Source organism: Curtobacterium sp. MCLR17_045, from assembly GCF_003234405.1.
In the GTDB taxonomy this organism is placed as follows: Bacteria; Actinomycetota; Actinomycetes; order Actinomycetales; family Microbacteriaceae; genus Curtobacterium; species Curtobacterium flaccumfaciens.
Genome location: NZ_QKTB01000030.1, coordinates 14,397 through 37,331, shown reverse-complemented (window position 1 = coordinate 37,331; position 22,935 = coordinate 14,397). Strand labels below are relative to the sequence as shown.

Below are 22,935 nucleotides of genomic sequence, written 5' to 3'. Positions count from 1 at the left end.
GGTGCCCGTCGTGTTCCGCCTACGCCTCCTCGGGCACGCGGCTCCGGTCGGTGCCCTCCGCCCCGGTCCCGGTCGTCGTGGAAGGCACCACCATCGCCACGAGGGTCCTCGAGCCGGCAGGACCGGCACGCGGCGACGTCGTCCTGTGCCACGGCACCCCCTGGTCGTCGGCGGTCTGGGCCGAGGTCGGCCGGGCGCTCGCGCAGGACCACCGGGTCTTCCTCTGGGACATGCCCGGGTACGGCGACTCGGACCGCGGGCCGACCGTGGACGCCACGCTCCGAGCGCAGGCGATCCGTCTCGGCGCGCTCCTCGACCGGTGGGGCCTCGATCGACCCCACCTCGTCGCACACGACGTGGGCGGCGCCGTGGCGCTCCGGGCGCACCTGCTGCACGGTGCCGAGTACGCGAGCCTGTTCCTCTGGGACGCCGTCGTGCTCGACCCCTGGGGATCTCCGTTCTTCCGGCTGGTGGCGGAGCACCGTGATGTCTTCGACCGACTCCCCGGCGACCTGCACGCCGCCCTGGTGCGGCAGTACATCGACGGTGCCTCGTCGCGGGGCTTCTCGCCGGTGGACCTCGAGGCCCTCGCGCGGCCGTGGGCCGGCCCCGAGGGGCAGGTCGCGTTCTCACTCCAGATCGCCGCGCTGACCCCCGACGACACCCGGGTTGTGGCCGAGCTGTTGGGCTCCGTGCGGTGCCGGACCCGGATCGGGTGGGGGCGGCAGGACCCCTGGATCCCCCTGCACCAGGCGTACGACCTGCAGACGGCGCTGCCGGGGCACCCCGAGGTCATCGTGCTCGACGACGTCGGGCACCTCGCGCCGTGGGAGGACCCCGTCGCGGTCACGGCCGCACTCCGGCAGTGGGTACACCGTCCGGTGGGCTCGGAGTGACCCGCACGGCGCCGTTCAGATCAGGGCGCGGGCGGCGAGCACGACGGCCGCTCCCCCGACGGTCAGCGCCGCGAGCACCGACAGCACCACCGCGACGGTGTCCCGCCGGGCCGGGGCACTCGCGCGGACGGCACCGGCGACGAGCTGCTGGGCCGCCGCCAGGGACGCCGCGCTCCCGAGCGGGCGGTCGTCCTGGTCGAACGCCAGGAACCGCTCACGGACGTGCAGCACGAGCCCCAGGCTGGTCCCGTGGTCGCGCGCCACCCACGACTTCGGTCCCTGCTGCTCCCAGCGGACGGCGAGCATCAGGGGCCGGGGACCGGCAGGCCGGCCCGCTCCCCCTCCGCACGCGGCCAGCTGAACGCGACGACGAGCTGGACGACACCGAACACGATGAGCACGCTCCCCACGGCGGCCACCGTCACGAGCGCGCCGAGACCCGGCAGGTTCATCACCAGGATGCCGCTCAGCACACTGAGCACGGCGAGCACCACGGTCAGCGCACGGCGGCCCACCCACGGTGCGTAGATGAGTGCGATGCCCTCGAGGATCCAGGCGAACCCGAGCAGCAGCGCCACCCACCGCGCCCCGATCGGCGGGAAGACGATCGCGACGACACCGCCGGCGACCACCAGCGCCCCGAGGACCACCAGCCCGACCTGACGCCACCAGACCCGAGGGTGCACCTGGAGTCCCCGGACGACCAGCGCCGCCCCCGACACGACCAGGTAGATCCCGAAGACCCACGACACCGCGAACAGCGTCGCATGGGGCAGGACGATCGCAGCCAGTCCGGCGAGCACGCCGACCGCGCCGACGATCCCGAACGCCACCCGGATCCGGTCGCCGCCCGGCGGAAGCGAGCCAGTCCGCTGGCCGACGTCACGTTCGTCACGCATGTCCGTCCGACCTCCCTGCAGGTCCTGACTGGTGCTGTGGTGCTGGTGGGTGCTGGCGACCTGTGATCGCCCGTGCGGTGCGTCCTGCGCACAGGACTACACCCGAAGGTGAGCACTTGTCCATGTCCCATGCGTGCGCATGAGGCCATCCCCCGGCCCGGCTATGTCCCCGGCGACGCCGCGTGCGCGACGAGCGCTCCGCGGGCGGTAGCCTGACGCGCCGGACGACGAACCACCGGCGATCGCGACGGCAGACCAGACGGAGGACCACGGTGCCAGCACTCGGAGACGGCCGCGCCGACGGTGTGTGGTGCACGCTCGGCGAACCCCGGACCACCGCGCAGATCGCCCAGAACGGGTTCGCCTGGCTCGGCCTCGACGCCCAGCACGGCGCCTTCGACGACGCCACACTCCTGGCGACGATGCCGGCGCTCGCCGCGGTCGCTCCGCAGGTCCCCGTCGCGATTCGCGTCGCCGAGGGCTCGGACGCCGCGATCGGCCGTGCGCTCGACCTCGGCGCCGACATCGTGATCGTCCCGATGATCGAGACCGTCGAGCAGGCCGAGCACGCCGTGCGCGCCGCGCACTACCCACCGCGGGGCCGACGGAGCTGGGGGCCGATGGCAGGACTCTGGGGCGGTGCGGCACCATCCGCCGCAGCTGCCGACCCCGAGGTGTGGGTGATGCTCGAGACACCCGAGGGCCTCCGTGCCGCCGAGCAGATCCTGGCGGTCCCGGGCGTCTCGGCGGTGTTCGTCGGCCCCTTCGACCTGTCGATCGGGCTCGGCGTGGATCTGCGCGAGCTGCTCGACGCCGACAGCGCCACGGACCCCCTCCCCGCGATCGTCGCCGCAGCCCGCCGCGCCGGCAAGCACACCGGTGCCTTCGCCGGCGACCTGGCCCGCGCCGAACGGCTCCGCGCGCTCGGGTTCGACCGCGTCGCCGTCGTCACCGACGGGACCCTGCTCGCGCACGGTGCGGCCGCGGTGCTCGGCGCAGCAGCCACCGGTCGCACCTCGTACTGACGGGCCGTCAGCGGCGAAGTACTGACGGGTCGTCAGCGGCGGCCGCACCGGCGACCGGTCCTCGTCCGCGTCCTCGACGCCGCTGAGAGGGCGTGCCCGCGCCCCGGTCCACACTCGGTCGGGAACCCGAGCCGACCGCGACCGCAGAGAGGACGAGACATGACCGACGTCTCCAGCCAACCGCCCGCCGAGGGCGACGACCGCCGCATCCTGACGAACCGCCAGGGCCACCCCGTCTCCGACAACCAGAACCAGCGCACCGTCGGGGCCCGTGGCCCGGCGACGCTCGAGAACTACCAGTTCCTCGAGAAGATCAGCCACTTCGACCGCGAACGGATCCCGGAGCGGGTCGTGCACGCCCGCGGTGCCGTCGCGTTCGGGTACTTCGAGGCCACCGGCACGTGGGGTGACGAACCCATCGCCCAGTACACCCGCGCGAAGCTGTTCCAGGAGCCCGGCAAGCGCACCGACCTGGCGATCCGGTTCTCCACCGTGATCGGCGGCAGAGACTCCTCCGAGGCTGCCCGCGACCCGCGCGGCTTCGCCGTGAAGTTCTACACCGAGGACGGCAACTGGGACCTCGTCGGCAACAACCTCGGCGTCTTCTTCATCCGCGACGCCATCAAGTTCCCCGACGTCATCCACTCCCTCAAGCCCGACCCCGTGACCTTCCGGCAGGAGCCGGCGCGCATCTTCGACTTCATGTCGCAGACCCCCGAGTCGATGCACATGCTCGTCAACCTGTTCAGCCCGCGCGGCATCCCCGCGAACTACCGCACCCAGCAGGGCTTCGGCGTGAACACCTACAAGTGGGTGAACGCGGACGGTGACACCAAGCTCGTCAAGTACCACTGGATCCCGTCGGTGGGCGTGTCCTCGATGACCGAGGCCGACGCCGCCGCCGTGCAGGCCGGCGACCTCGGGCATGCGTCGAAGGACCTGTACGAGGCGATCGAGCGTGGTGAGTACCCCGAGTGGGAGCTCCGTGTGCAGCTCATGGACGACCACGAGCACCCGGAGCTCGACTTCGACCCGCTCGACGACACGAAGGTGTGGCCGGAGAACGAGTTCCCGCCGAAGCCCGTCGGCAAGATGGTCCTGGACCGCAACGTCACGAACCACTTCGCCGAGAACGAGCAGCTGTCCTTCGGCACGGGCGTGCTCGTCGACGGCCTGGACTTCTCCGACGACAAGATGCTCGTCGGCCGCACGTTCTCGTACTCGGACACGCAGCGTTACCGCGTCGGCCCGAACTACCTGCAGCTGCCGGTGAACGCCCCGAAGAACGGCGCCGTCGCGACCAACCAGCGCGACGGACAGATGGCGTACCACCAGGACCACGGCGGCGAGAACCCGCACGTCAACTACGAGCCGTCGATCACCGGCGGCCTGCGCGAGGCGGAGTACCCGACCCACGACGACCAGGGACCGGAGATCGTCGGGCGTCTCACCCGCAAGCGGATCCCCCGGACGAACGACTACACCCAGGCCGGCCAGCGGTACCTGCTCCTGCAGGACTGGGAGCGCGACGACCTGGTCGCGAACTTCGTCGACCTCATCTCGCAGGCGGCCCGTCCGGTGCAGGAGCGCATGCTCTGGCACTTCTACATGGTCGAGGACGACCTGGGTCGTCGTGTCGGCGAGGGGCTCGGCATCGCCCTCGACGAGGTCAAGGACCTGCCCCCGCTGCAGTCCCAGACGCTCAGCGACGACGAGCTCGCCCGCCTGTCGAACCTCGGTCACAACGGCTCCCGCGACGTCGAGGGCCTGATGATGACGCACTGCGTTCCAGACGAACGCGCCGTGCGCGTCTGAGACGCGACCCCGGGACGGACGGGAGGCCCGGTGCCAGCTGGCACCGGGCCTCCCGTCCGTCTCGCTGCCGTCACCTGCCGCAGCACCCCGATCGGTCGGCCGTCGGCCCGGAGCGCTCGGCACGCTACTGCACGAGCGTCGCGGCGAACGCCGCGACCTCGTCGGCGACCGTGCCCGGCGCCTGCCACGCGGTGAAGTGCCCGCCGCGGTCGAGGTCGTGCCAGCTCCGGATGTCCCGGTACGAGCGTGCGCCGTAGGACCGGGGCAGCCCACGCTCACCGGTGTGCACGGCCACCGCGACCGGCACGTCGACGACCGGGAGCTCCGGCTGCCGGGGGTGGTCGAGATACGGACGGAACGACGAACCGGTGCTCCGGGTGAACCAGTACAGCGAGACCGTGCGCAGGAGTTCGTCGTCGGTCCACCACGACCCCTCGCCCGTCCAGGCGAGCAGCTTCTCGGTGATCCACGCGGCCAGCCCGAGCGGCGAGTCCATGAGCGCGGTCGCCAGGATCTCCGGCCGGGTCGCCTGCACCTTCGCGTAGCCGAGCCCGTGGACCCACTCAGCGTCGTGCTGACGGAGCCAAGCGGACTCCTCCTCCGTGAGGTCCTGCGCGCGCGAAGGCGGCGGGAACGCGGCATGCGTGGCGAACAGCCCGAGGGTCGACTCCGGGTGCAGCGCCGCGAGCCAGTCGCTCGTCGTCGAGCCGACGTCCTCGCCGTAGGTCAGGCAACGGTCGTAGCCGAGGACCTCGGTCATGAGCCCGTGCATCAACCCGGCGACCACGGGCCCAGTGAACGGACGGTCCGCCAGCGGTGCCGAGGCGCCGAAGCCGGGAAGTGACGGAACGACGACGTCGAACCCCGCGGTCCGGCCGTCGGCGAGGTGGACCGTGCGTCCGGCGAGCTCCCGGGCGAACGGGAGCATCTCGACGAACGAGTACGGCCACCCGTGGAACGCGATGACTGGGATGCGCACCGTCGGACTCCCCGTCGCGGTCAGCCGGGCGAAGTGCAGTCGTTGGCCGTCGACCTCGGCCTGGAACTGCGGCACCGCGGCGAGTTCGTCCTCGACTCGGCGCCAGTCGAACGTGGTCCGCCAGTGCTCGAGCAGCCCCTGCAGTCGCTCCAGGGGCAGGGCGCTGCTCGCCTGTGCGTCACCGATCGGCTGCGGAAGAGTCGCCCGCTGCAGACGGACACGCAGGTCATCGAGGTCGTCGTCGGACACCTGCAGGCGGATCGAGCGCATGCGGCGGACGCTACCGGCGCCGACCGACATGCCCGCCGTTGACCGGTCAGCGCATCACGGACAACCCGGGACGGCGCCAGGGAGGCCACGCTCACCGTGGATCGACAGGAGCGACTCCGCGACCCCGACCGGCACGATCGCGCGGTCGTCGCTCCCGTCCCGTTGATCCGCACCGATGCGACTCAAGGAGGCCGCGATGGAACACACGAATCCCCGGCGGTGTGGCGCGAACGCGTCCGCTGCCCACCGACTCCTCGCCAGGACACCACGATGAGGGCCCGGAACCTCGCCGCCGCTGCGATGGTCACGGCTGCCGTCGGCATCGTCGTCTCGCGCCGCCGACGCGGCGCCCCCGGGCCCGTACGGAAGGTGCTGGCCGAACCGCGTTCCGGCTGGCACGCGGTCACGGTGAACCGCGGGCAGGACGCGGTGCTGCCAGGCGGGCGGATCCCCGCGCCGCTCACGGCGTTCGGGCAGGACGTCGAGGTGGAGGCCCGTCCCGCGCCCGGCGATCGTGGCACCGAGCTCCGTGCCCGGTTCGGTGGCGGCGGCCCGGATTCACGGGGTCGGCTGCGGGCCGCTCTGCGTGAGGCGAAGCAACTCATCGAGGTCGGCGAGGTGCTCCGGGTGGATCCGGTCCCCCACGGCCGACGGAAGGCCACACCCACCGGCGCGTTGGTGGACGTGGCGACGAAACGGAGCAACGAGGAGGGTGTGCTGTGAAGGCGCTCTGTTGGACCGGGGTCAACGAGACCGCGGTGGAGACGGTGGAGGACCCGAAGATCCTCAACGAGCACGACGTGATCCTGAAGGTGCGTCTGAGCACCACCTGCGGGTCGGACCTGCACCTGCTCGGCGGGTACATCCCGACCATGCGATCCGGTGACGTCCTGGGACACGAGTTCATGGGCGAGGTCGTCGAGACGGGATCGGCCGTCACGAAGCACAAGGTGGGCGACCGGGTCGTCGTCTGCTCGTTCATCGCCTGCGGGCAGTGCTGGTACTGCACCCACGGACAGTTCTCACTCTGCGACAACGGCAACCCGAACCCGGGCTTGACCGAGGCGATGTGGGGGTCGTCGATCGGCGGCTGCTTCGCCTACAGCCACGCGCTCGGCGGGTTCGCAGGCAGCCACGCCGAGTACGTCCGCGTGCCCTACGCCGATCAGGGGGCGTTCACGGTCCCCGACGGCGTGTCCGACACGGCCGCCCTGTTCGCCTCCGATGCCGCACCCACCGGGTGGACCGGAGCCGACCTGGCCGGGATCACACCGGGTGACACCGTCGCAGTGTGGGGCGCCGGTGGTGTGGGCCAGATGGCCGCTCGTGCAGCGATGCTCCTCGGCGCCGAGCAGGTGATCGTGATCGACCGTCTGCCCGAACGGCTGCGACAGGTGCGCGAGCACATCGGTGCCGAGACGCTCGACTACACGAGCGACGCCGTGCTCCCGGAACTCAAGGAACGCACCGGCGGTCGGGGTCCCGACGTGTGCATCGAGGCCGTCGGCATGGAAGCGCACGGCACCGGACCGCTGTACCTGTACGACCAGGCCAAGCAGCAGCTGCGCTTGCAGACCGACCGGCCGACCGCCCTGCGCGAGGCCATCTACGCCAGCCGGAAGGGCGGCAGCCTGTTCTCGCTCGGGGTCTTCGGTGGGCTCGTCGACAAGTTCCCGTTCGGCGCGATCATGAACAAGGGCATGACGGTCCGCGGCGCCCAGCAGCACGGGCACCGCTACATCCCGATGATCCTCGACCGCATCGCCGCGGGAGAGATCAGCACCGAGCACCTCGCCACGCACGTGATGCCACTGTCGCAAGGGCCGCGCGGGTACGAGATGTTCAAGAACAAGGACGACGGCTGCGTCCGCGCCGTCTTCACCCCCGACGTGTGACGACCGACCACGCAGCACCCAGGGGGGAAGGAAGGATCGTGAGGGTACGACGATGAACGATCGGATACTCTCCACGCGCCGGGCCCTCGTCATCGTGGGGATCGGGGTCCTGGTCGGGGTCGCGCTGACCTTCACCGGGGCTCCGTCCCTCGGGCCGCTCGCCGCCTGGTGCACGGCCGGCCTGATCGCGCTGGTCCAGGTCTGGCACAAGTGCTGGCGCCAGGACGCCGACGGCACCGAGCGTCTCGCACGCGAGGAGTCCGAGACACGGGTCAGTGACAACGCGCTCATCGTGGCCTGTTTCGCGAGTCTCGCCGCCGTCGTGCTGGCGCTCAGCGAAGCCAGCCAGGCGCGAGATCCGGCCTCGGTCGCGGCGGTCATCCTGGGTGTGCTCGGCACGATGGTGGCGTGGGCGTTGGTCAACACGGTCTACGCCTTGAAGTACGCCCGGATGTTCTTCCTCGACCACCGGGGCGGTGGGTTCGACGTCAAGCAGGACGGGCGGCCGACCTACAGCGACTTCGCCTACTTCGCCTTCACGATCGGCATGTCGTACGCGGCACCAGAGGTCGAGCCGGACGACAGCGAGACCCGGCGGAAGGCGTTGCCGCACGCGCTGCTGTCGTACTTCTTCGGGACGGTGCTGATCGCGGTCGCCATCAACCTGGTGACGAACCTCGGTCAGGGGTGAGCGGAGGAATCCTCGTCGCCCCTAGGATGACCGGCGTGACCGACCTCGCTCCTGACCAGACCGCGCCGAGCGCCGCCGGGTCCCCCGCATCGGCAGCCGTGCCGGTACCGCCCCTCAGCCTGCTCGCGGTGGTGGCGATCGCCCTCGCGTTCGTGGCACCGATCGGCGGTCTCGTCGTCGGGTTCATCGCGCGGCGCGACGTGCGGCTGACCGGTGAGCGGGGCGACGGCATCGCGTTCGCAGCGATCCTGATCGGGGCGACGCTGACGTTGTTCGGGGTCATCGTGCCGCTGTTCCTCGGCGGTGCCGGGTTCTTCGACCTGGACCTCCAGCTCTGAGCACCGGACGCCGGTCGTTACCCTGATCGAGTGGGGAACAATGACGACGTCTCGACGCTGATCCGCCCGGCCACGCTCGCTGATGCGGATGCGATCGCCCACGTGCACACGGTGTCGTGGCGAGAGACCTACGGCCGGTTCGTCGACGACCCGGACACGAGCCCGTGGTTCGAGGCGGGTCGTCGGGTCGACATGTGGCGGTCGACGCTCGAGAGTCCCGACGTCCGAGAAGCCGTCCAGGTCGCCCTCGACAGCACCGGCGTCGTGGGCTTCGCCGCGGCGCAGACGACCCCCGAGCCGGATGCCGTCCGCCCCGAGGAGCTGACGACGCTCTACGTCCTGGCACGTGCGCACGGAACCGGAGCCGGCCAGGCACTCCTCGACACCGTGCTCGCCGATCGTCCGGCGTCGCTGTGGGTGGCCGCGGACAACCCGCGGGCGCACGCCTTCTACCGGCGGAACGGCTTCACGCCCGACGGTGCCGAGTCGGCGTTCGGACCCATCCCCCGGACCGTGCGTCTGGTGCGCTGAACGTCAGTCCCCCGCCGGCGCGGAGATGTCCCACACGGTGGTCTCCTCGTACTGCTCGGACCAGCCGCGGCGCATCCGGGCGGCGGCACGGTCGAACGCGTCGACGACGTCGGTGTCCGGCGTCAGCAGCGCCTGCAGGCGGATGCCGTCGTAGAGGGCGAGCAGCTGCTGTGCCCCGCGGATCGGGTCCATCGTCGCCGGTTCGCGGCCGGTGCGGACGTCTTCCTGCAGCGCGGTGCGGACGGTCTCGCGGAACTGCAGGTACGCGGACCGGTAGTAGTCGGCGCCGTCCGTCGACGGGTCGGTCGAGATGGCCAGCGTCGCGGCGATCAGGCGCATGAGGGACGGGTCCTCGGCGTGGGCGGAGAGCAGCGCGTGCAGGAACGCCACCGTGCCCTTCTCACCGGCGAGCGGCAGCAGCGGTGCCGACACCGCGCGGGTCCACCGCATCACCGCGGCGGCCAGCAGTGCGTGCTCGGAGGGGAAGAGCTCGAGGATCTCGGCCTGCCGCATCCCCGACCGGGACGCGACGCCCTCGAGCGAGAAGCGTGACAGTCCCCCGTCGTGGATGACCGCGATCGCACCGTTGATCGCCCGCGTGCGCGGGACTTCCTCGTCGGCGGCGTTCTGGTTCGTCAGTGGTGCCAGCGGGTGCTTCCGGAACCAGTCCAGGAGGGCGCGAGCGCGGGAGGCCCCGAACGCCGGATCAGTCGGGCGACCCGGGCTGAACAGGTCGCTGAACCCCGGAACGTCGTGCATCAGCGGGTCGAGGGACTGGAACGCCATCGACCAGTCCGGGAACGAGCGCTGGGCGATCGGCTCGTCGAGCAGCACCCGGACGTTCGTGTGCCGCGGGTCAGCCCGGACCTGGTCGAAGCGCTGCCGGACGACGTCATCCTCGCCCTCGATGATCCCGATGCAGTTGTCATCGCGGTGCGCGAGCATGCCGGTGATGCCGAGCCGGGTGTTCTTCTCGCGACCGACCGCCAGGATCTGGGCGAGTTCGGAATCCGTGATCGGACGGGTCTGGGTGCTGGTGTAGACGAGCGATCGCATGGTGCTGCTTCCTGGTCGGACGGTCCCCCGGTGTGTGGGAGGCGCCGCCGTGTCGAACCCGAATCGACTCGACGGCACCTCGTGGTCACCGTAACCAGCGGCGACCACCTTCACTGCGACGCAAGACGGTCCGTGGCTGTTCGGCACCCGGAGGATGCCGACCTCTGAATGGAACCATCTGCCCGAGTCCGGCGGTACCCCCACAACGGGGAACGCACGTTCTCCGGCCGCATTCCGGGGCGAGCGTCAGTGCGCGCGGTCGCCCGACGGCGGCGTCTCGAAGATGCGCTCGCCCGTCGTCGGGTCCCACCCGATGGTGCGGGGTTCCGCTGCTCGCGGGCGTCGTGCGTCCCGCGGGAAGAACGGACGGGCACTGGGCAGGTAGCTGAGCACCGCGGCGACGACGACGCAGAAGGCGTCGACGAGGCTCCAGTCCACGCCGTCGGTGGCGATGGTGAGCACTTCGCTGCAGGCAGTCAGCCCGGCGATGATGGCGAGCCAGAGACGCGCGTTGCCGGAGCCTCGTCCCATCCGCGTCGCCAGCCACACGAACAGGGCCGACCAGGCGAGGACGAGGACGAGCCCGAGCGACGCCCCGATGATCGCGCCGCCGGCTTCGCGCATGGACACGACCATGCCGGGCGCGGCGGCCACGAGGCTGATGATGACGGAAGCCCACCAGAGCGCCACGGCGATCGTGACGACCCGCGGTCGCGTGCGCTGTTCGGTGTGCTGTTCCATCAGGTGCTCCCCCGTCGTTCCGCTGGATGCGGCTCGACGATCCTACGGTCACGGATGACGCGCTCCGGCCCTGCGCGATCGGCGGAGGACGACCAGTCCGACGGTCAGCCCGGCTGCCAGTAAGGCGAAGGTCAGGAACGATGCGAACACGATCGTCACCAGCCGGTCGTGCGGCGCGTCGACACCGAGGAGCAGGCGCAGCATCAGCACCGGCACCACGACGGACGCTGTCCATGAGGCGATCACCAGCACGGTGAGCAGGACCACTGCGCCCCGGTGCGGAGCCGTCCCGGGAGCGATCGTCATGCAGCCATCCAACCAGTGGCCCGGCGCGCACGATCTAGGGGCGGTAGTCCTCGCGACGCGGCAAGAGCTCCGCCGCGTGGGAATCGGTGTACGGCTTCGCGCCCAGCATCCCGCCCATCGTCTTGGCGACCGTCGTGAGCAACGCTCCGAGTCCCCGTGCCACGATGCTCAAGATCTTCATGGTGCCCCCTCGTCGGACCGACCCTCGGTGTCGGCCTCGTCCCGTCACACCGTACGCGCAACAGCCGGATTCCCGCCAGGGACGGCAGACTCTCGGTCCCGTCGTCGATCGACGTCGCGCATAGGCTGGACGCCCGACCGGGGAGGAGTCGCGATGCCGGTGGTCCGTGAGCGAGTGCCGTTGTGGCGCACACCCTGGTGGCACCCTCGCCGCTGGGAGGCGCGGATGTGGGGGCTGCTCGTTGCGGCTGCTGCTGGCGGCGTCCTCCGCGAAGTGGCGCATCCGTTCTACGACGACGGGGTGCGGGCGGTCGCGAACTGGCTCGCCCTCTGCATCCCAGGATGTGTGATCGCGTACGTCGTGGTCGGTCGGTGGAAGAAGGGCCTGACCACGCTGTGGAAGCCGTCGTGGCGCGAGCTCCGACGGATCCTTGTGGCAGCACCGCTCGGGCTGCTGGCCCTGCGCCTGCTCATCGAGGACGACGACGGGTGGTTGTGGCTGCTCGCCGGGGTGTCCGCCGCGCTGTTCGCGCTCGCGGTGGCTCGCTGGGTCGCTGCGCGCCGCGATCGTCGACGTCGGACGAATGCCTACGGGACGGTGTCCGCTGACCCGTACGCGTAGCTCCCGACGGGGTTCGTCGATCCCCTACGCGTCCTGTGCCGAGTTGGTCTTCGACGGTAACCGCGATGCCACGAGCGTCCCGACGAGCGCCACCACCGCGAAGGCCGCGAACCCGAACGGCAGCCCGATCGCGCTGCCGACACCACCGACGACGAGTGGTCCGACGGCGTCCCCGGTCTCACGCCCGAGCTCCGCTGAACCCATGGTGCGACCGAGCCGATCCGGCGGAGTCGTCCCGGCGAGGTGCGCGAACGCGACGGGTGTCAGCGTGGCGACACCGGCCCCGGCGAGCAGGGCCGCGATGAAGACGGCCACCGCCGAGGGTGCGACGGCGACCACCAGGAACGCAGCGGCCACCGCGGCCGTCCCGGCCACCCCCGCGACCCCGGTGCCGAGACGCCCGGCGTCGTGCAGCCGCCCGGCGACGGGCTGCACGAGCGACGACGTCACGGCGAGGACGGCGACCGCGAGCGTCGACACCAGGAGCGGGATGCCGACCTCGGTGCCGAGCGCCGGGAGCATCCCGGTCAGCGCGCCGATCGCAGCGCTGCCGACGGCCAGGACGACGACCGGGATGAGGAACTGGCGGTCCGTGGCAGCTCGGACCATCACGGCGAGCGTGGCGCGCTGCCGGGGCAGGGGCACGATCGGCTCGACGGCGACGAGCACCGCCACCGCCGTCACGAGAGCCATCGCGACGAGGATCCCGAAGAGCCACTGCGTGCTGCCGAACTGCACCACGAGTGCACCGATGACCGGTCCCCCGGCGTAGCCGAGACCCTTCCACGAGCCGTACCGACCGAAGTACGTCCCGCGGCGGTGCGCCGGCACGAGGCGGGCAACTGCGGCGGACGATGCGGGCGAGAACGCGGAGGCGCCGGCACCCTGCAGCAGACGGGCGAGCCCGAGCCAGAACGGACCGGTCCCGAAGACGCCGATGAGTGAAGCTGCCGCGAAGACAACGAGTCCGCCGACGATCACCGGTCGCGGGCCGATGCGGTCGGACAGTGCGCCGAAGACCGGCTTGAGGACGAGTTCGGCGACGTCGTAGAGCGCCAGGAAGAGCCCCAGCCACGCGAGCGTCAGGCCCAGTTCGAGGTGCTCGCCGCCGACCGCCGCGGCGATGCCGTTCGCCCCGAAGGCGGTCACGAACCCCGCGGCGTACAGCGGAGCGAGCCGAGGGGCAGTGGTCGTCAACGAGGCGGTCACGTGCTCACCTTGGCCGACCGCGCTCTGGTCCACCAGCCCCTCGTGGTCGACACGCGGGCCAGCGAACGCCGCGCGCCCTGCGACGAGGCCGGCTGACTCGATCTGGGCCATTCCAGTCGCCGTCGAGGGAACTCCGTCGCTACAGCCGGATCGCCCACTCGATGGTCGGCGGTGCTCCGCCGCCGTGTCGGAGGGCGTAGTCGTCCAACACCGCCCGGCGGACGTCCACACCGCTCGCGAATCGTTCCAGGTGTGTCAGGAGCCATTCTGCCGGCGCCTCGTCGATCATCTCCTGCCACGTCGGGCCGAGCACTTCGTCCAGTTCGAGCACGGCAGCGTGGGTGTCACGGCCGTCGAACTCGTAGACCGCGACTCGGCGCGCGGTGAACGCCAGCCAGACTCCTCGTTCGACGACGACGTCACCGGGGTCCCGATCGTTCCGCTGCCACTCGCAGACCTTGTGGAACAGCACCGGCGTGGTGCCGCGTCGGGCACGCTTCCGCCTCCGGCCGATCTGCATGACCACCACCGTACCGGGCGGGGTCCACGGAACATCGCGGTCCTGGCGGACTGGGAACGGCGAGCAGACCGGAACGAAGAAAGCCCCCGGCCGGACCTGGTGGTCCTGCCGGGGGCTTCGTGGTGGTGGGCGATACTGGGATCGAACCAGTGACCTCTTCCGTGTCAGGGAAGCGCGCTACCGCTGCGCCAATCGCCCAAGTCCCTGCGTGGACCGGAGTCCATCAAGGTCTTGGAGGGTGGATCTGGAGGTGGGGACGGGATTCGAACCCGCGTGGACGGCTTTGCAGGCCGCTGCCTAGCCTCTCGGCCACCCCACCATCGAGGTTCACGTCTCCGTGAGTACCCGAACGGTGGGATACCCTCTGGTGAGTCGCGGGCCTTCGAGAAGACCCACACTCGAGCGGATGACGAGATTCGAACTCGCGACCCTCACCTTGGCAAGGTGATGCGCTACCACTGCGCCACATCCGCACTTGTCGTTCCGCTGTCGCGGCGACGACGTAAACTCTATACGCACCGGGGCACTTCCACCAAAATCCTCCCCGTTCACCGGGCGTGTCCCCCGAGTTCATGCGGATCGGGGCGGTTCGACACCCCCTGCGGGCAGCGCGCCACACCCGGGCCGCGCGACGTGTTCGATGCACCGCCGGACTTCCGCTAGTATCGATCCGCACGAACAGTGCAGGGGGCGATTGGCGCAGTTGGTAGCGCGCTTCGTTCACACCGAAGAGGTCATCAGTTCGAGTCTGGTATCGCCCACACAGCAACACACACCACCGACAAGAGCCCGACGCAGCAGCGTCGGGCTCTTGTCATCTCATCAGGCCGCAGCACGCGGGCCAGACCACCAGCACGATCGGACGAAGGGGCGCATGACCGACGTCGACCTCGAGTTCGCCCGGGTCCGAGCGGTCCTCGACCGTCCGACCCTGCGGCTCATGTCCCGGCCGACCAGCGCCACGGTCCTGGCCGTGTTCCGCACGGTCTTCGATCGCGACGTGCAGTACGTCCCCGCCGACCGCATGCACCTGCAGGTCGAGGAACACGTCGCGCGCCTGCAGGCGGCGGGTGCCCGCGTGCCCGCCAGCGACCAGGCGGTGCAGGCAGCCAGCGCGCAGACCGACAGCGAGCGGACCGAGGGCGAGCAGGAGGCCCGCCCGAACGGCCGCGCGCTGTGCCGCGAGTGGGTCGGCGCCCAGTGGCTCGTCCGATCCAACTCCCCTGACGGCGACGAGCAGTACTCCCTGACGAGCCACGCGCTCGAGGCGCTGAGCCTCGTCGACGCGCTGTCGGCCGACCGCGCCCTGATCAGCGAGAGCCGCCTGGCGATGATCGTCGACGCCGTGCACCGGTGGGCCGCTCGCGCCGAACCCGACCCCGACGTGCAGATCCGACGGATCGACGCCCAGATCGCCGAGCTGCAGGCCGAGCGGGAGCGCCTGGAGCACGGCGACGACGTCGTGGCCGTCGACGACGACCGGATGCGCGACGGGTACACGAACATCTCCGACCTGATCCGGCAGCTGCCGAGCGACTTCAAGCGCGTGGAAGAAGCGGTCGCGACGATGCACCGCTCGATCGTCGAGGACTTCCGGCAAGAGGTCCGCCCCATCGGCGAGATCCTCGACGACTACCTGGCGCGCACCGACAACCTGATGGAAGCGACGCCCGAGGGCCGTGCCTTCGAGGGCGCCTTCGAACTGCTGCGCGACGACGCCCTGCTCCTGCGGCTCCGCGACGACATCGCGACGATCCTGGCGCACCCGTTCGCGCAGGGCCTCGGAGCCGGCGAGCGTCGGGCCTTCCGCAACACCGTGACGATCCTGCGCCAGGGCATCGAGGACGTCCTCGCCCAGCGCCGTCAGCTCACCGCCACGCTCCGCGACCAGATCGTCGCCCACGACGTGGTGCGCGACCGCGAGCTCGACGCCGTGCTCCGCTCGATCAACCGCGGCCTCGCCACCCTGATGGACCAGGGCGGCGCACGCGACCGGATCCCGCTGCCGCTCCTACCGGCGGCCGCCGAGGTCGGCACGCTGCGCGAGCGCTTCTACGACCCGGACGCCGAGTCCGTGCCGCCGCCCATCGAGGAGCCCGACGACGACGTCTTCGAGGACCTCGACGTCGAGATGCTCCGCAAGCACGGTGGGCCGCTCCTGACCGAGCTGCGCGCGGCACTCCGCTTCGCCGAGGCCGACTCCAGCGTCGACGCGTTCCACGGGCTGCCGCCCGAGCAGCGCCGACCGGTCGAGCTCTTCGGCCTCGCGCACCTGCTGACGGGGCGCGACGACTTCGAGTCCGCCGCGCACGTCGCCGAGCACCGGACGGTCCGCCCCGACGGCACCGCGATCACCTTCCACATGCCCACCGCTGCGCTCGACGACGAGCGCACTCCGGTCGGCGACGCACACGACGAGAACGCACAGGAGGCACGGTGAGCGACACGACGCCGGCACCGGTCGACGACACGGTCCCCTACGACGACCCCGCATCCGTGATGCAGGACGACGAGCGTGACGAGTCCAGCTTCGCCCTCTTCGAGGGCGACGAGGGTCGGCTCGACGAGCACCAGCGACGCGCCCTGGTGGCACTGCTGCGGCACTCGTACGTCAGCTCCCGCACGCACCCCGACGAGTGGCGCGCGGTGCTCGACGCCGAGTACCAGCTGCGGTCCCGCCTGAACGACCTGTTCCTCGAGCTGCACGTCGACCGTGACCGCGAGGTCGCGTGGAAGCGCCAGGCCCGGTCGGAGAGCCAGCGCCGCACGTTCCCGACCCTGCTCCGCGACCTGCCGTACACCCGCGAGGAGACGATCGTCCTCGTCTACCTGCGGATGCGCCTGCGCGCCGACGCCCGACCGGGCCCGGACCAGGTCGTCGTCGACCGGTCCGAGATCCTCGGGCACGTGGCGGGCTTCCGTCCGGCGACCGCGACCGACCGCACCCGCGACGAGGGCCGGGTCGCGAAGGCGATCGAGCGCCTCGTGACCGCACGCATCCTGATCCGCACCTCCGACCCGGACCGCTTCCGGGTGGCGAGCGTCGTCGAGGTGCTGCTCCCCCTGGAGCGCCTGCTCGAACTGGAAACCTGGTTGCGGACCACCACCGCGCAGGGTGAGGCGACCACCCCGGGCGGCGAGCCGACGGACGGGGACGACCCGGGCCTCCCGACTGACGGCGAAGCCGAGACCGACACCGACGACGAAGGCGAGACGGAAGCGTGACCGACACGTTCGAGATCCCGGCGCTCTTCGACACGGTCGCGCAGTGGCGCGCCGAGTCGATGCAGGTCGTCAACTGGGGTGGGTTCCACGGCCACCGGCAGGTCGAGCTCTCCGGCATGGCGACGCTCATCTCCGGTGCCTCGGGCACCGGCAAGTCCACGCTGATGGACGCCTACCTGGCCGTGATGATGCCGTCCGACGTGCCGTTCAACGGCGCCTCGAACGACGCCACCACCGGCCGCGCCCGCAGCGCCGACCAGCGCAACCTGCTCACGTACCTGCGCGGCAAGGTCGACACCCGGCGCGACCCGGAGACCGGCAGCCTGCGTGACGTGAACCTGCGCGGCGACGACCAGACCACCTGGGGTGCGGCGGCGGTCACGTTCCGGAACGACGACGAGCGGCGCTTCACGGTGCTGCGTGCGTACATCGTGCCGAAGCGCGCCCGCGGGGTCGGCGACATCCAGATGACCATGGCGACGGTCGACGACACCTTCGACCTGCGCCGGCTCGAGGAGTTCGTGCCGTCGCGGTTCCACCACCTCGAGCTGACCGGCCGCGTGCCGGGGCTCGTCATCCGCGACACCTACCAGGAGCTCGCGTACACGCTGCAGACCCGGCTGGGCATCGGTGACTCCGGCGGCGGCAACCGGGCGATGCGCCTGCTCGCCCGGATCCAGGCCGGCCAGCACCTGCCGACCGTCGACGCGTTGTACAAGTCGCTCGTGCTCGAGACCCCCGGCACGTACGAGGCGGCCGACCGGGCCCTCGCGCACTTCTCCGCCCTCGACGAGGCGTACGAGGCGATGGACACCGAGGAGCGCAAGGTCCGCATCCTCTCCCCCATCACGGACCTGCACGACGAGATCTCGCGTGCGACCGAGGCCGCAGCGGCCCTGGACGGCATCGCGACCGGCGCCGAGGTGTCGCCGTTCGCGCACTGGACGGCCTCGCGGAAGCGCGATCTGCTCGACGCCGAGGTGTCGCGCAACGCCCGCGAACGCACGGCATCGCGCGCCGAGGTCGCCGCGGCCGAGGCCCGGCACGCCGCCGTCGAGATCGAGCTGCGCGACGCCGAGGCCCGGCTCCGCGACCAGGGCGGCAACGCGCTCGCCCAGCTCGAGGACCGCATCGAACGGCTCACCCGTGAGCGCGACGCCGTGGTCCGCACCCGCGCCACCTTCGACGAGCGCACGGCGGTGCTCGGGGTCCCGGTCTCCTCGGAGCAGGACTTCACCGGGATCCAGCGTGCCGCGCACGAGTTCCTCGGGTCGTACGCCGACGCGCGCACCGCCCTCGACGAGCGCCGCGACGCCCTGACCCGCGAGGAGTACCCGCTCCTCGACCGCGAACGGTCCCTGCGGCAGGAGCGCCAGTCGCTCGAGCACCGGCAGGGCGCGATGCCGCTGCCGATGCACGAGGCCCGGCTCGCGATGGCCCGTGCCACCGGCATCGACCCGGCCGAACTGCCCTTCGTGGCGGAGCTGCTCGACGTGCTGCCCGGCGAGGAGCGCTGGCGCACGGCCATCGAGTCCGTCCTGGCGCCCGTCGCCCGCACGCTGCTCGTCGACCAGGACCGCCTCGGCGACTTCAGCGAGGCGATCGACGCACTGCGCCTGCCCGTCCGCGTGCAGTTCGAGGGTGTGCCGACCGGCCCGCACCTGGACCTCGACGGCGACCCGGCGATGGTCTCCGGCAAGCTCTCCATCAAGCCGTCGCCGTTCAGCACCTGGGTGCGCGAGCGGATCGAGTCCGACCGCACCGACGCCCGCTGTGTCGCCTCGGCGTCGGACCTCGGCGGAGGTGGCCGCCGGGTCACCGAGTCCGGGCAGCTGCGCGACGGCCGTCGTGGCGCGCACGGTGACCGCCGGCAGTCGAACGTCATCGGCTTCACGAACGAGGCCCGCGTCGCCGCGGTCGAGCAGGAGCTCGCCTCGATCGCGCAGGACCTCGCCACGCTCGAGGCCCGCCGCACCGACGTCGCGCAGGACCTCACCGCGCTCGACGTGCTCCGCGCCGCGCACCAGCACGTGGTCGACGTCACGTGGGCCGCGATCGACGTCGACGGGCTCGGGACCTCCCTCGCCCGGCTCGACGAGGAACGGCAGGCGCTGCTCGCCGCCGACGACGGCCTGCGGACGCTCCGGGCCTCGGTCGCCCGGCTCCGGAAGTCCCTCGACGAAGCGGCCGACCGTCGCTCCGCCGCACGGCTGTCCGTCCAGCGGCTCGAGGAGCGCCACGCGGTGCTCGTCGACGGCCAGGACGCCGCCGCCGAGATCCTGGAGCGCTTCGACTCCTCGCCCGGTTCGCTGCCGGACGACCAGCAGTCCCGCCTGCTCGAGGAGACCTTCGAGGAGATCGGCGCCCCGGACGGCGTCGACGGGTTCGACGACGCGACCCGACGCCTGAAGCGCCGGCTCGAGGAGCGGCTCACGCAGGCGCTCGACGGTGCCGCGGCGGCCTCGACCTCGTTGACGCTGACGTTCCAGCGGTACCAGGACGCCTGGCCCGACCCGAACCTCGGCACGGGCGTCGCGTCGTACCCGGACTACCACGCGATCCTCGACCAGATCGTGGCGACCGGCCTGCACGCGCGTCGGAGCGAGTGGCGTCGACGCCTGTCGCAGTGGAGCGGCGAGGACCTCGTCCCGCTCGCCGGCGCCTTCGACCGCGCCGTCGTCGAGATCGAGGAGCGCCTCGAGCCGGTCAACGAGATCCTGCGGGAGCTGCCGTTCGGCGCGAACCGGGACCGCCTGAAGATCCAGATCCGCCGGGTCACCCGCGAGGACGTCACCGCCTTCCGTCGGGAACTCCGCGCGCTGTCGGCCTCGGTCGACACCGAGCTGACCGACGACGTGCTCGAGACCCGGTTCCGACGGCTGCGGCGCTTCATGGCGGTCATCCGGCCCGACCCCGACGCCGCCCGCGGCCGCACCACCCAGCGCGACGCGGTGCTCGACGTCCGACGGCACATGGAGATCACGGCCGTCCGGTACGACACCGACGGCAACGACCTCGGCGTGTACTCGTCGCTCGGCGACAAGTCCGGTGGTGAGACGCAGGAGCTCGTGGCGTTCATCGTCGGCGCCGCGCTGCGCTACCAGCTCGGTGACGAGACCCGCCCACGGCCCCGGTTCGCGCCGGTGTTCCTCGACGAGGCGTTCATCAAGGCGGACTCGGAGTTCGCCGGCCGTGCGGTCACCGCGTGGCTCCGGCTCGGGTTCCAGCTCGTCGTGAGTGCGCCGCTCGACAAGGTCACGGCGCTCGAACCGTCGATGGAGCGGCTCCTGTCGATGCGCAAGCACCCCGAGACGGGCCACTCGTCCATCACCGAGATCGCCCGGGTGGAGCCGGCCGCGGTCTGACGCGGGCCGGGTCTGGTGGCGGTCGCGGGGCGGTCGGCTGGTCAAGACACCCCGCTCAGGTTCGCCGAGGGGTCACGAACTGTCGCCTCGCGGCGGCGCCGCCGACAGTTCGTGACCACTCGACGCGCGGCAGGCGGGGTGTCCTGACCACCCGGCCCGCGCTCTGGACGCGACCGACAGCGGCCTGGAGGCGCGGTGCGGGCCCGCCACGGGCCTCCCGGCCGTCGTCCCGCCGGTCGCAACACCCCGCTCACCTCCGCGCGCTGGTCACCACGCGTCGCCTGGCGGCGCCGCAGCCGACAGTTCGTGACCACTCGACGCGCGGCAGGCGGGGTGGCCTGACCACCCGGCGGCCGGGCCGTCAGCGTGTCGACAGGTGCAGCACAGACGTTCCGTGACGACTCGCCGCTACGGTGATGGCGTGTTCGGACGCCGCCGCTCCCCCAGTCCCCGCCCCGACGATGCTCCCGGTCTCGGCATCGGGGCCCTCGTGCAGGTCATCGACACCGATCGGGGTGGCGAGCAGTGGGCCGACGAGCCGATCGGGGTGATCGTGGCACCCGGCGGGAGTCAGATCGGCGGGACACAGCGCACGTGGACCGTCGCCTTCGATGAGCCCGCGTACACGAAGGACGGCCGCGGCCCCTTCGAGCGCGCGACCGTCCTGAGTCGTCAGCTGGTGCCGGTCACGACCGACAGCGGCGAGTAGTCCGGGTCCGGACTCAGTACTCCTCGGAGCCGCTCTTCATCATGGCCGCGACGGCCATGCAGCACCCGACGCCACCGAGGACGCCGACGCCGATGATGATCCCTGCGATGAGTTCGAGCATGGGTGGTGACTCCTTGGTTGCGTCGGCGTGTGGCTCCGCTCAGGTTACCGGATGCCGCGCATGAGCCGCAGCACCGGCTTGGCCAGGAGCAGCAGGACCACGCCCACCACGACGGCGACCAGACCGAGGATCGTGAAGTACGGGGCCTCGTCCGCCGGGTCGTAGTAGCGGGACAGCACCCCGGTGACGGCGGTGCCCAGCGACACCGACAGGAAGAACAGCGCGACCATCTGGGTCTGGAACTTCGGCGGCGCGAGCTTCGTGGCGACGGACTGGCCGACCGGCGAGAGCAGCAGCTCCGCGAGCGTGAAGACCAGCAGGATGCCGACGAGCGCCAGCAGCGGCGTGCCGTTCTCGCCCGAGCCGGTGAACGGCAGGAAGAGCAGGAACGCGAGCCCCATGATCCCGGTGCCGAGGGCGAACTTTGTCGGGGTGGACGGCTGGCGGTCGCCGAGCTTGGTCCACAGCGCCGCGAACACGCCGGACAGCACGATGATGAAGACCGGGTTGATCGACTGCACCCACGACACCGGCATCTCCCAGCCGAACAGCGAGCGGTCGAGACGCTCGTCGGAGTAGACCGTCACGACGGTGAACTGCTGCTGGTAGAGCGACCAGAACACGGCACTGCCGATGAACAGCGGGATGAACGCGAAGACCCGCGACCGCTCGTCACGGGTGATGCCGCTCGACAGGATCACGACGAAGTAGCCGATGGTGGCCAGCACGACGACCGCCACCACGACGGTGGGCAGGTTGCCGACGTTGAGCAGGCCGGTCAGCACGGCGACGACGATGACGACGAGCGCGACGACGACGCCGGCTCCGATGAGCGGCAGACGGCGGCGGTCGACGGGGTTCGCCACGTGGCGGACGACCTCGGGCAGCTTCTTCCGCCTGATCGCGTACTGCACCAGGCCCGCCGCCATGCCGACGGCGGCGAGGCCGAAGCCCCAGTGGAAGCCGAGCGAGCTCTGCAGCAGCCCGGTGAGGAGCGGTCCGAAGAACGCCCCGAGGTTCACGCCGAGGTAGTAGAGCGAGAAGCCGGCGTCGCGGCGCGGGTCCTCGCGGCTGTAGAGGCCGCCGACGATCGTGGTGGCGGTGGCCTTGAGCCCGCCGGAACCGAGCGCGATGAGCACGAGGCCGACCCCGACCCCGGCCACCCCGGGGATGAGCGCGAGGGCGATGTGCCCGAGCATCACGACGATCGCGCTGCCGAACAGGGTCCGGTCCGCACCGATCAGCCGGTCGGCGATCCACGCCCCGATGATCGTGAACAGGTAGACCGCGCCGCCGTAGGCACCCATGATGCCGGTGGCGATGCCCTTGTCGATCCCCAGGCCGCCCTGCGTGACCGTGTAGTACATGTAGATGAGGACGATGCCCTGCATCCCGTAGAACGAGAACCGCTCCCAGAGCTCGACGGCGAACGGTGTCGAGAGTTCGAACGGTTGCCCGAAGAAGGTGCGTCCGGGACGGCCTTCGCGGTCCGCGGGGGTGGTACGTGACATGGCGGCTAGTCTGCCCCTGGCCGGGTGGGCA

The 22,935-nt window shown here is 71.2% G+C and carries 23 protein-coding genes and 4 tRNA genes; 14 read left to right on the top strand and 13 right to left on the bottom strand.

Translation table 11 applies throughout. The features are described 5' to 3' along the window. Positions 1-896 (top strand): alpha/beta hydrolase (locus tag DEJ05_RS15205; RefSeq protein ID WP_309146951.1); only part of this gene is annotated, 896 nt, incomplete at its 5' end. A 15-nt stretch (positions 897-911) separates the two neighbouring features. On the opposite strand, the gene DEJ05_RS15200 is transcribed toward DEJ05_RS15205, so the two are convergent. Both DEJ05_RS15200 and DEJ05_RS15195 read right to left on the bottom strand, forming a co-directional pair. Beyond that, the gene (locus DEJ05_RS15200) at positions 912-1,202 is read right to left on the bottom strand and encodes a hypothetical protein (RefSeq protein ID WP_111022873.1); all 291 of its coding nucleotides are present in this window, start codon (positions 1,200-1,202) and stop codon (positions 912-914) included. Continuing rightward, positions 1,202-1,795, bottom strand: a complete 594-nt coding sequence (locus DEJ05_RS15195; RefSeq protein WP_111110899.1) for an HdeD family acid-resistance protein — start codon at positions 1,793-1,795, stop codon at positions 1,202-1,204. Before DEJ05_RS15195 ends, DEJ05_RS15200 begins: the two co-directional genes overlap by 1 nt. 272 nt (positions 1,796-2,067) lie before the next feature. Here DEJ05_RS15195 and DEJ05_RS15190 point away from each other — a divergent pair, with 272 nt between their 5' ends. Together DEJ05_RS15190 and DEJ05_RS15185 are read left to right on the top strand one after the other, a co-directional pair. Continuing rightward, complete coding sequence (locus tag DEJ05_RS15190) at positions 2,068-2,820, top strand: HpcH/HpaI aldolase/citrate lyase family protein (RefSeq protein WP_181440743.1); 753 nt, start codon at positions 2,068-2,070, stop codon at positions 2,818-2,820. 159 nt (positions 2,821-2,979) lie between these two features. Continuing rightward, on the top strand, positions 2,980-4,635 hold the full coding sequence (locus DEJ05_RS15185) for a catalase (protein WP_111110894.1): 1,656 nt from the start codon (positions 2,980-2,982) through the stop codon (positions 4,633-4,635). 124 nt (positions 4,636-4,759) lie between these two features. Here DEJ05_RS15185 and DEJ05_RS15180 read toward each other — a convergent pair whose 3' ends face one another. Further along, a complete protein-coding gene (locus DEJ05_RS15180; RefSeq protein ID WP_181440742.1) occupies positions 4,760-5,884 on the bottom strand; it encodes an epoxide hydrolase family protein in 1,125 nt (374 codons plus the stop codon). 270 nt (positions 5,885-6,154) lie between these two features. Here DEJ05_RS15180 and DEJ05_RS15175 point away from each other — a divergent pair, with 270 nt between their 5' ends. From DEJ05_RS15175 to DEJ05_RS15155, 5 genes are read left to right on the top strand one after another with little or no spacing between them, the layout of a single operon-like run. Further along, a complete protein-coding gene (locus DEJ05_RS15175; protein WP_111110890.1) occupies positions 6,155-6,607 on the top strand; it encodes a hypothetical protein in 453 nt (150 codons plus the stop codon). Then, positions 6,604-7,779, top strand: coding sequence for a zinc-dependent alcohol dehydrogenase (locus tag DEJ05_RS15170; protein ID WP_111110888.1), 1,176 nt, complete (start codon positions 6,604-6,606; stop codon positions 7,777-7,779). Before DEJ05_RS15175 ends, DEJ05_RS15170 begins: the two co-directional genes overlap by 4 nt. 52 nt (positions 7,780-7,831) lie before the next feature. After that, positions 7,832-8,470: a DUF1345 domain-containing protein gene (locus DEJ05_RS15165; protein ID WP_071403886.1), complete on the top strand. Its 639-nt coding sequence runs from the start codon at positions 7,832-7,834 to the stop codon at positions 8,468-8,470. A gap of 35 nt (positions 8,471-8,505) precedes the next feature. Continuing rightward, positions 8,506-8,808: a DUF4190 domain-containing protein gene (locus DEJ05_RS15160; protein WP_071403887.1), complete on the top strand. Its 303-nt coding sequence runs from the start codon at positions 8,506-8,508 to the stop codon at positions 8,806-8,808. A gap of 30 nt (positions 8,809-8,838) precedes the next feature. Further along, positions 8,839-9,339: a GNAT family N-acetyltransferase gene (locus DEJ05_RS15155; RefSeq protein ID WP_111110884.1), complete on the top strand. Its 501-nt coding sequence runs from the start codon at positions 8,839-8,841 to the stop codon at positions 9,337-9,339. 3 nt (positions 9,340-9,342) lie between these two features. Here the strand turns inward: DEJ05_RS15155 and DEJ05_RS15150 are convergent, their stop codons facing one another. The 4 genes from DEJ05_RS15150 to DEJ05_RS18165 all read right to left on the bottom strand — a co-directional run bounded on the left by DEJ05_RS15150 (position 9,343) and on the right by DEJ05_RS18165 (position 11,623). Continuing rightward, positions 9,343-10,395, bottom strand: a complete 1,053-nt coding sequence (locus tag DEJ05_RS15150; RefSeq protein ID WP_111110882.1) for a BLUF domain-containing protein — start codon at positions 10,393-10,395, stop codon at positions 9,343-9,345. A gap of 246 nt (positions 10,396-10,641) precedes the next feature. Then, positions 10,642-11,136, bottom strand: a complete 495-nt coding sequence (locus DEJ05_RS15145; protein ID WP_111110880.1) for a hypothetical protein — start codon at positions 11,134-11,136, stop codon at positions 10,642-10,644. A 48-nt stretch (positions 11,137-11,184) separates the two neighbouring features. Then, positions 11,185-11,442 (bottom strand): hypothetical protein, encoded by a 258-nt coding sequence (locus DEJ05_RS15140; RefSeq protein ID WP_146245119.1) that lies wholly within the window; start codon positions 11,440-11,442, stop codon positions 11,185-11,187. Positions 11,443-11,476: 34 nt separating this feature from the next. After that, positions 11,477-11,623: a hypothetical protein gene (locus DEJ05_RS18165; protein WP_181440741.1), complete on the bottom strand. Its 147-nt coding sequence runs from the start codon at positions 11,621-11,623 to the stop codon at positions 11,477-11,479. Positions 11,624-11,848: 225 nt separating this feature from the next. Here DEJ05_RS18165 and DEJ05_RS15135 point away from each other — a divergent pair, with 225 nt between their 5' ends. Continuing rightward, entirely contained in the window at positions 11,849-12,244 is a 396-nt protein-coding gene (locus tag DEJ05_RS15135; RefSeq protein ID WP_146245118.1) for a hypothetical protein, read from the top strand. A 24-nt stretch (positions 12,245-12,268) separates the two neighbouring features. Here DEJ05_RS15135 and DEJ05_RS15130 read toward each other — a convergent pair whose 3' ends face one another. The 5 genes from DEJ05_RS15130 to DEJ05_RS15110 form a co-directional block, all read right to left on the bottom strand. Then, entirely contained in the window at positions 12,269-13,453 is a 1,185-nt protein-coding gene (locus tag DEJ05_RS15130) for an MFS transporter (RefSeq protein WP_181440740.1), read from the bottom strand. A gap of 139 nt (positions 13,454-13,592) precedes the next feature. Then, positions 13,593-13,973: a hypothetical protein gene (locus DEJ05_RS15125; RefSeq protein WP_146245117.1), complete on the bottom strand. Its 381-nt coding sequence runs from the start codon at positions 13,971-13,973 to the stop codon at positions 13,593-13,595. Between the two features lie 123 nt (positions 13,974-14,096). Then, positions 14,097-14,171: transfer RNA gene (locus tag DEJ05_RS15120), tRNA-Val, on the bottom strand. 47 nt (positions 14,172-14,218) lie between these two features. Further along, positions 14,219-14,292: transfer RNA gene (locus tag DEJ05_RS15115), tRNA-Cys, on the bottom strand. 82 nt (positions 14,293-14,374) lie between these two features. Then, positions 14,375-14,446, bottom strand: a tRNA-Gly gene (locus DEJ05_RS15110). Positions 14,447-14,661: 215 nt separating this feature from the next. Between DEJ05_RS15110 and DEJ05_RS15105 the strand changes: the two genes are divergently transcribed. The 5 genes from DEJ05_RS15105 to DEJ05_RS15085 all read left to right on the top strand — a co-directional run bounded on the left by DEJ05_RS15105 (position 14,662) and on the right by DEJ05_RS15085 (position 21,272). Continuing rightward, a tRNA-Val gene (locus DEJ05_RS15105) sits at positions 14,662-14,734 on the top strand. Between the two features lie 113 nt (positions 14,735-14,847). Continuing rightward, positions 14,848-16,413 (top strand): DUF3375 family protein, encoded by a 1,566-nt coding sequence (locus tag DEJ05_RS15100; protein WP_111110872.1) that lies wholly within the window; start codon positions 14,848-14,850, stop codon positions 16,411-16,413. Beyond that, positions 16,410-17,198, top strand: coding sequence for a DUF4194 domain-containing protein (locus tag DEJ05_RS15095; protein ID WP_111110870.1), 789 nt, complete (start codon positions 16,410-16,412; stop codon positions 17,196-17,198). Before DEJ05_RS15100 ends, DEJ05_RS15095 begins: the two co-directional genes overlap by 4 nt. Further along, the gene (locus DEJ05_RS15090) at positions 17,195-20,563 is read left to right on the top strand and encodes an ATP-binding protein (protein WP_111110868.1); all 3,369 of its coding nucleotides are present in this window, start codon (positions 17,195-17,197) and stop codon (positions 20,561-20,563) included. The genes DEJ05_RS15095 and DEJ05_RS15090 overlap by 4 nt, the downstream gene beginning before the upstream one ends. A gap of 421 nt (positions 20,564-20,984) precedes the next feature. Continuing rightward, a complete protein-coding gene (locus DEJ05_RS15085; protein ID WP_111046098.1) occupies positions 20,985-21,272 on the top strand; it encodes a hypothetical protein in 288 nt (95 codons plus the stop codon). 165 nt (positions 21,273-21,437) lie between these two features. Here DEJ05_RS15085 and DEJ05_RS15080 read toward each other — a convergent pair whose 3' ends face one another. Further along, complete coding sequence (locus DEJ05_RS15080; RefSeq protein ID WP_111110866.1) at positions 21,438-22,904, bottom strand: peptide MFS transporter; 1,467 nt, start codon at positions 22,902-22,904, stop codon at positions 21,438-21,440. Between the last annotated feature and the right edge of the window lie 31 nt (positions 22,905-22,935).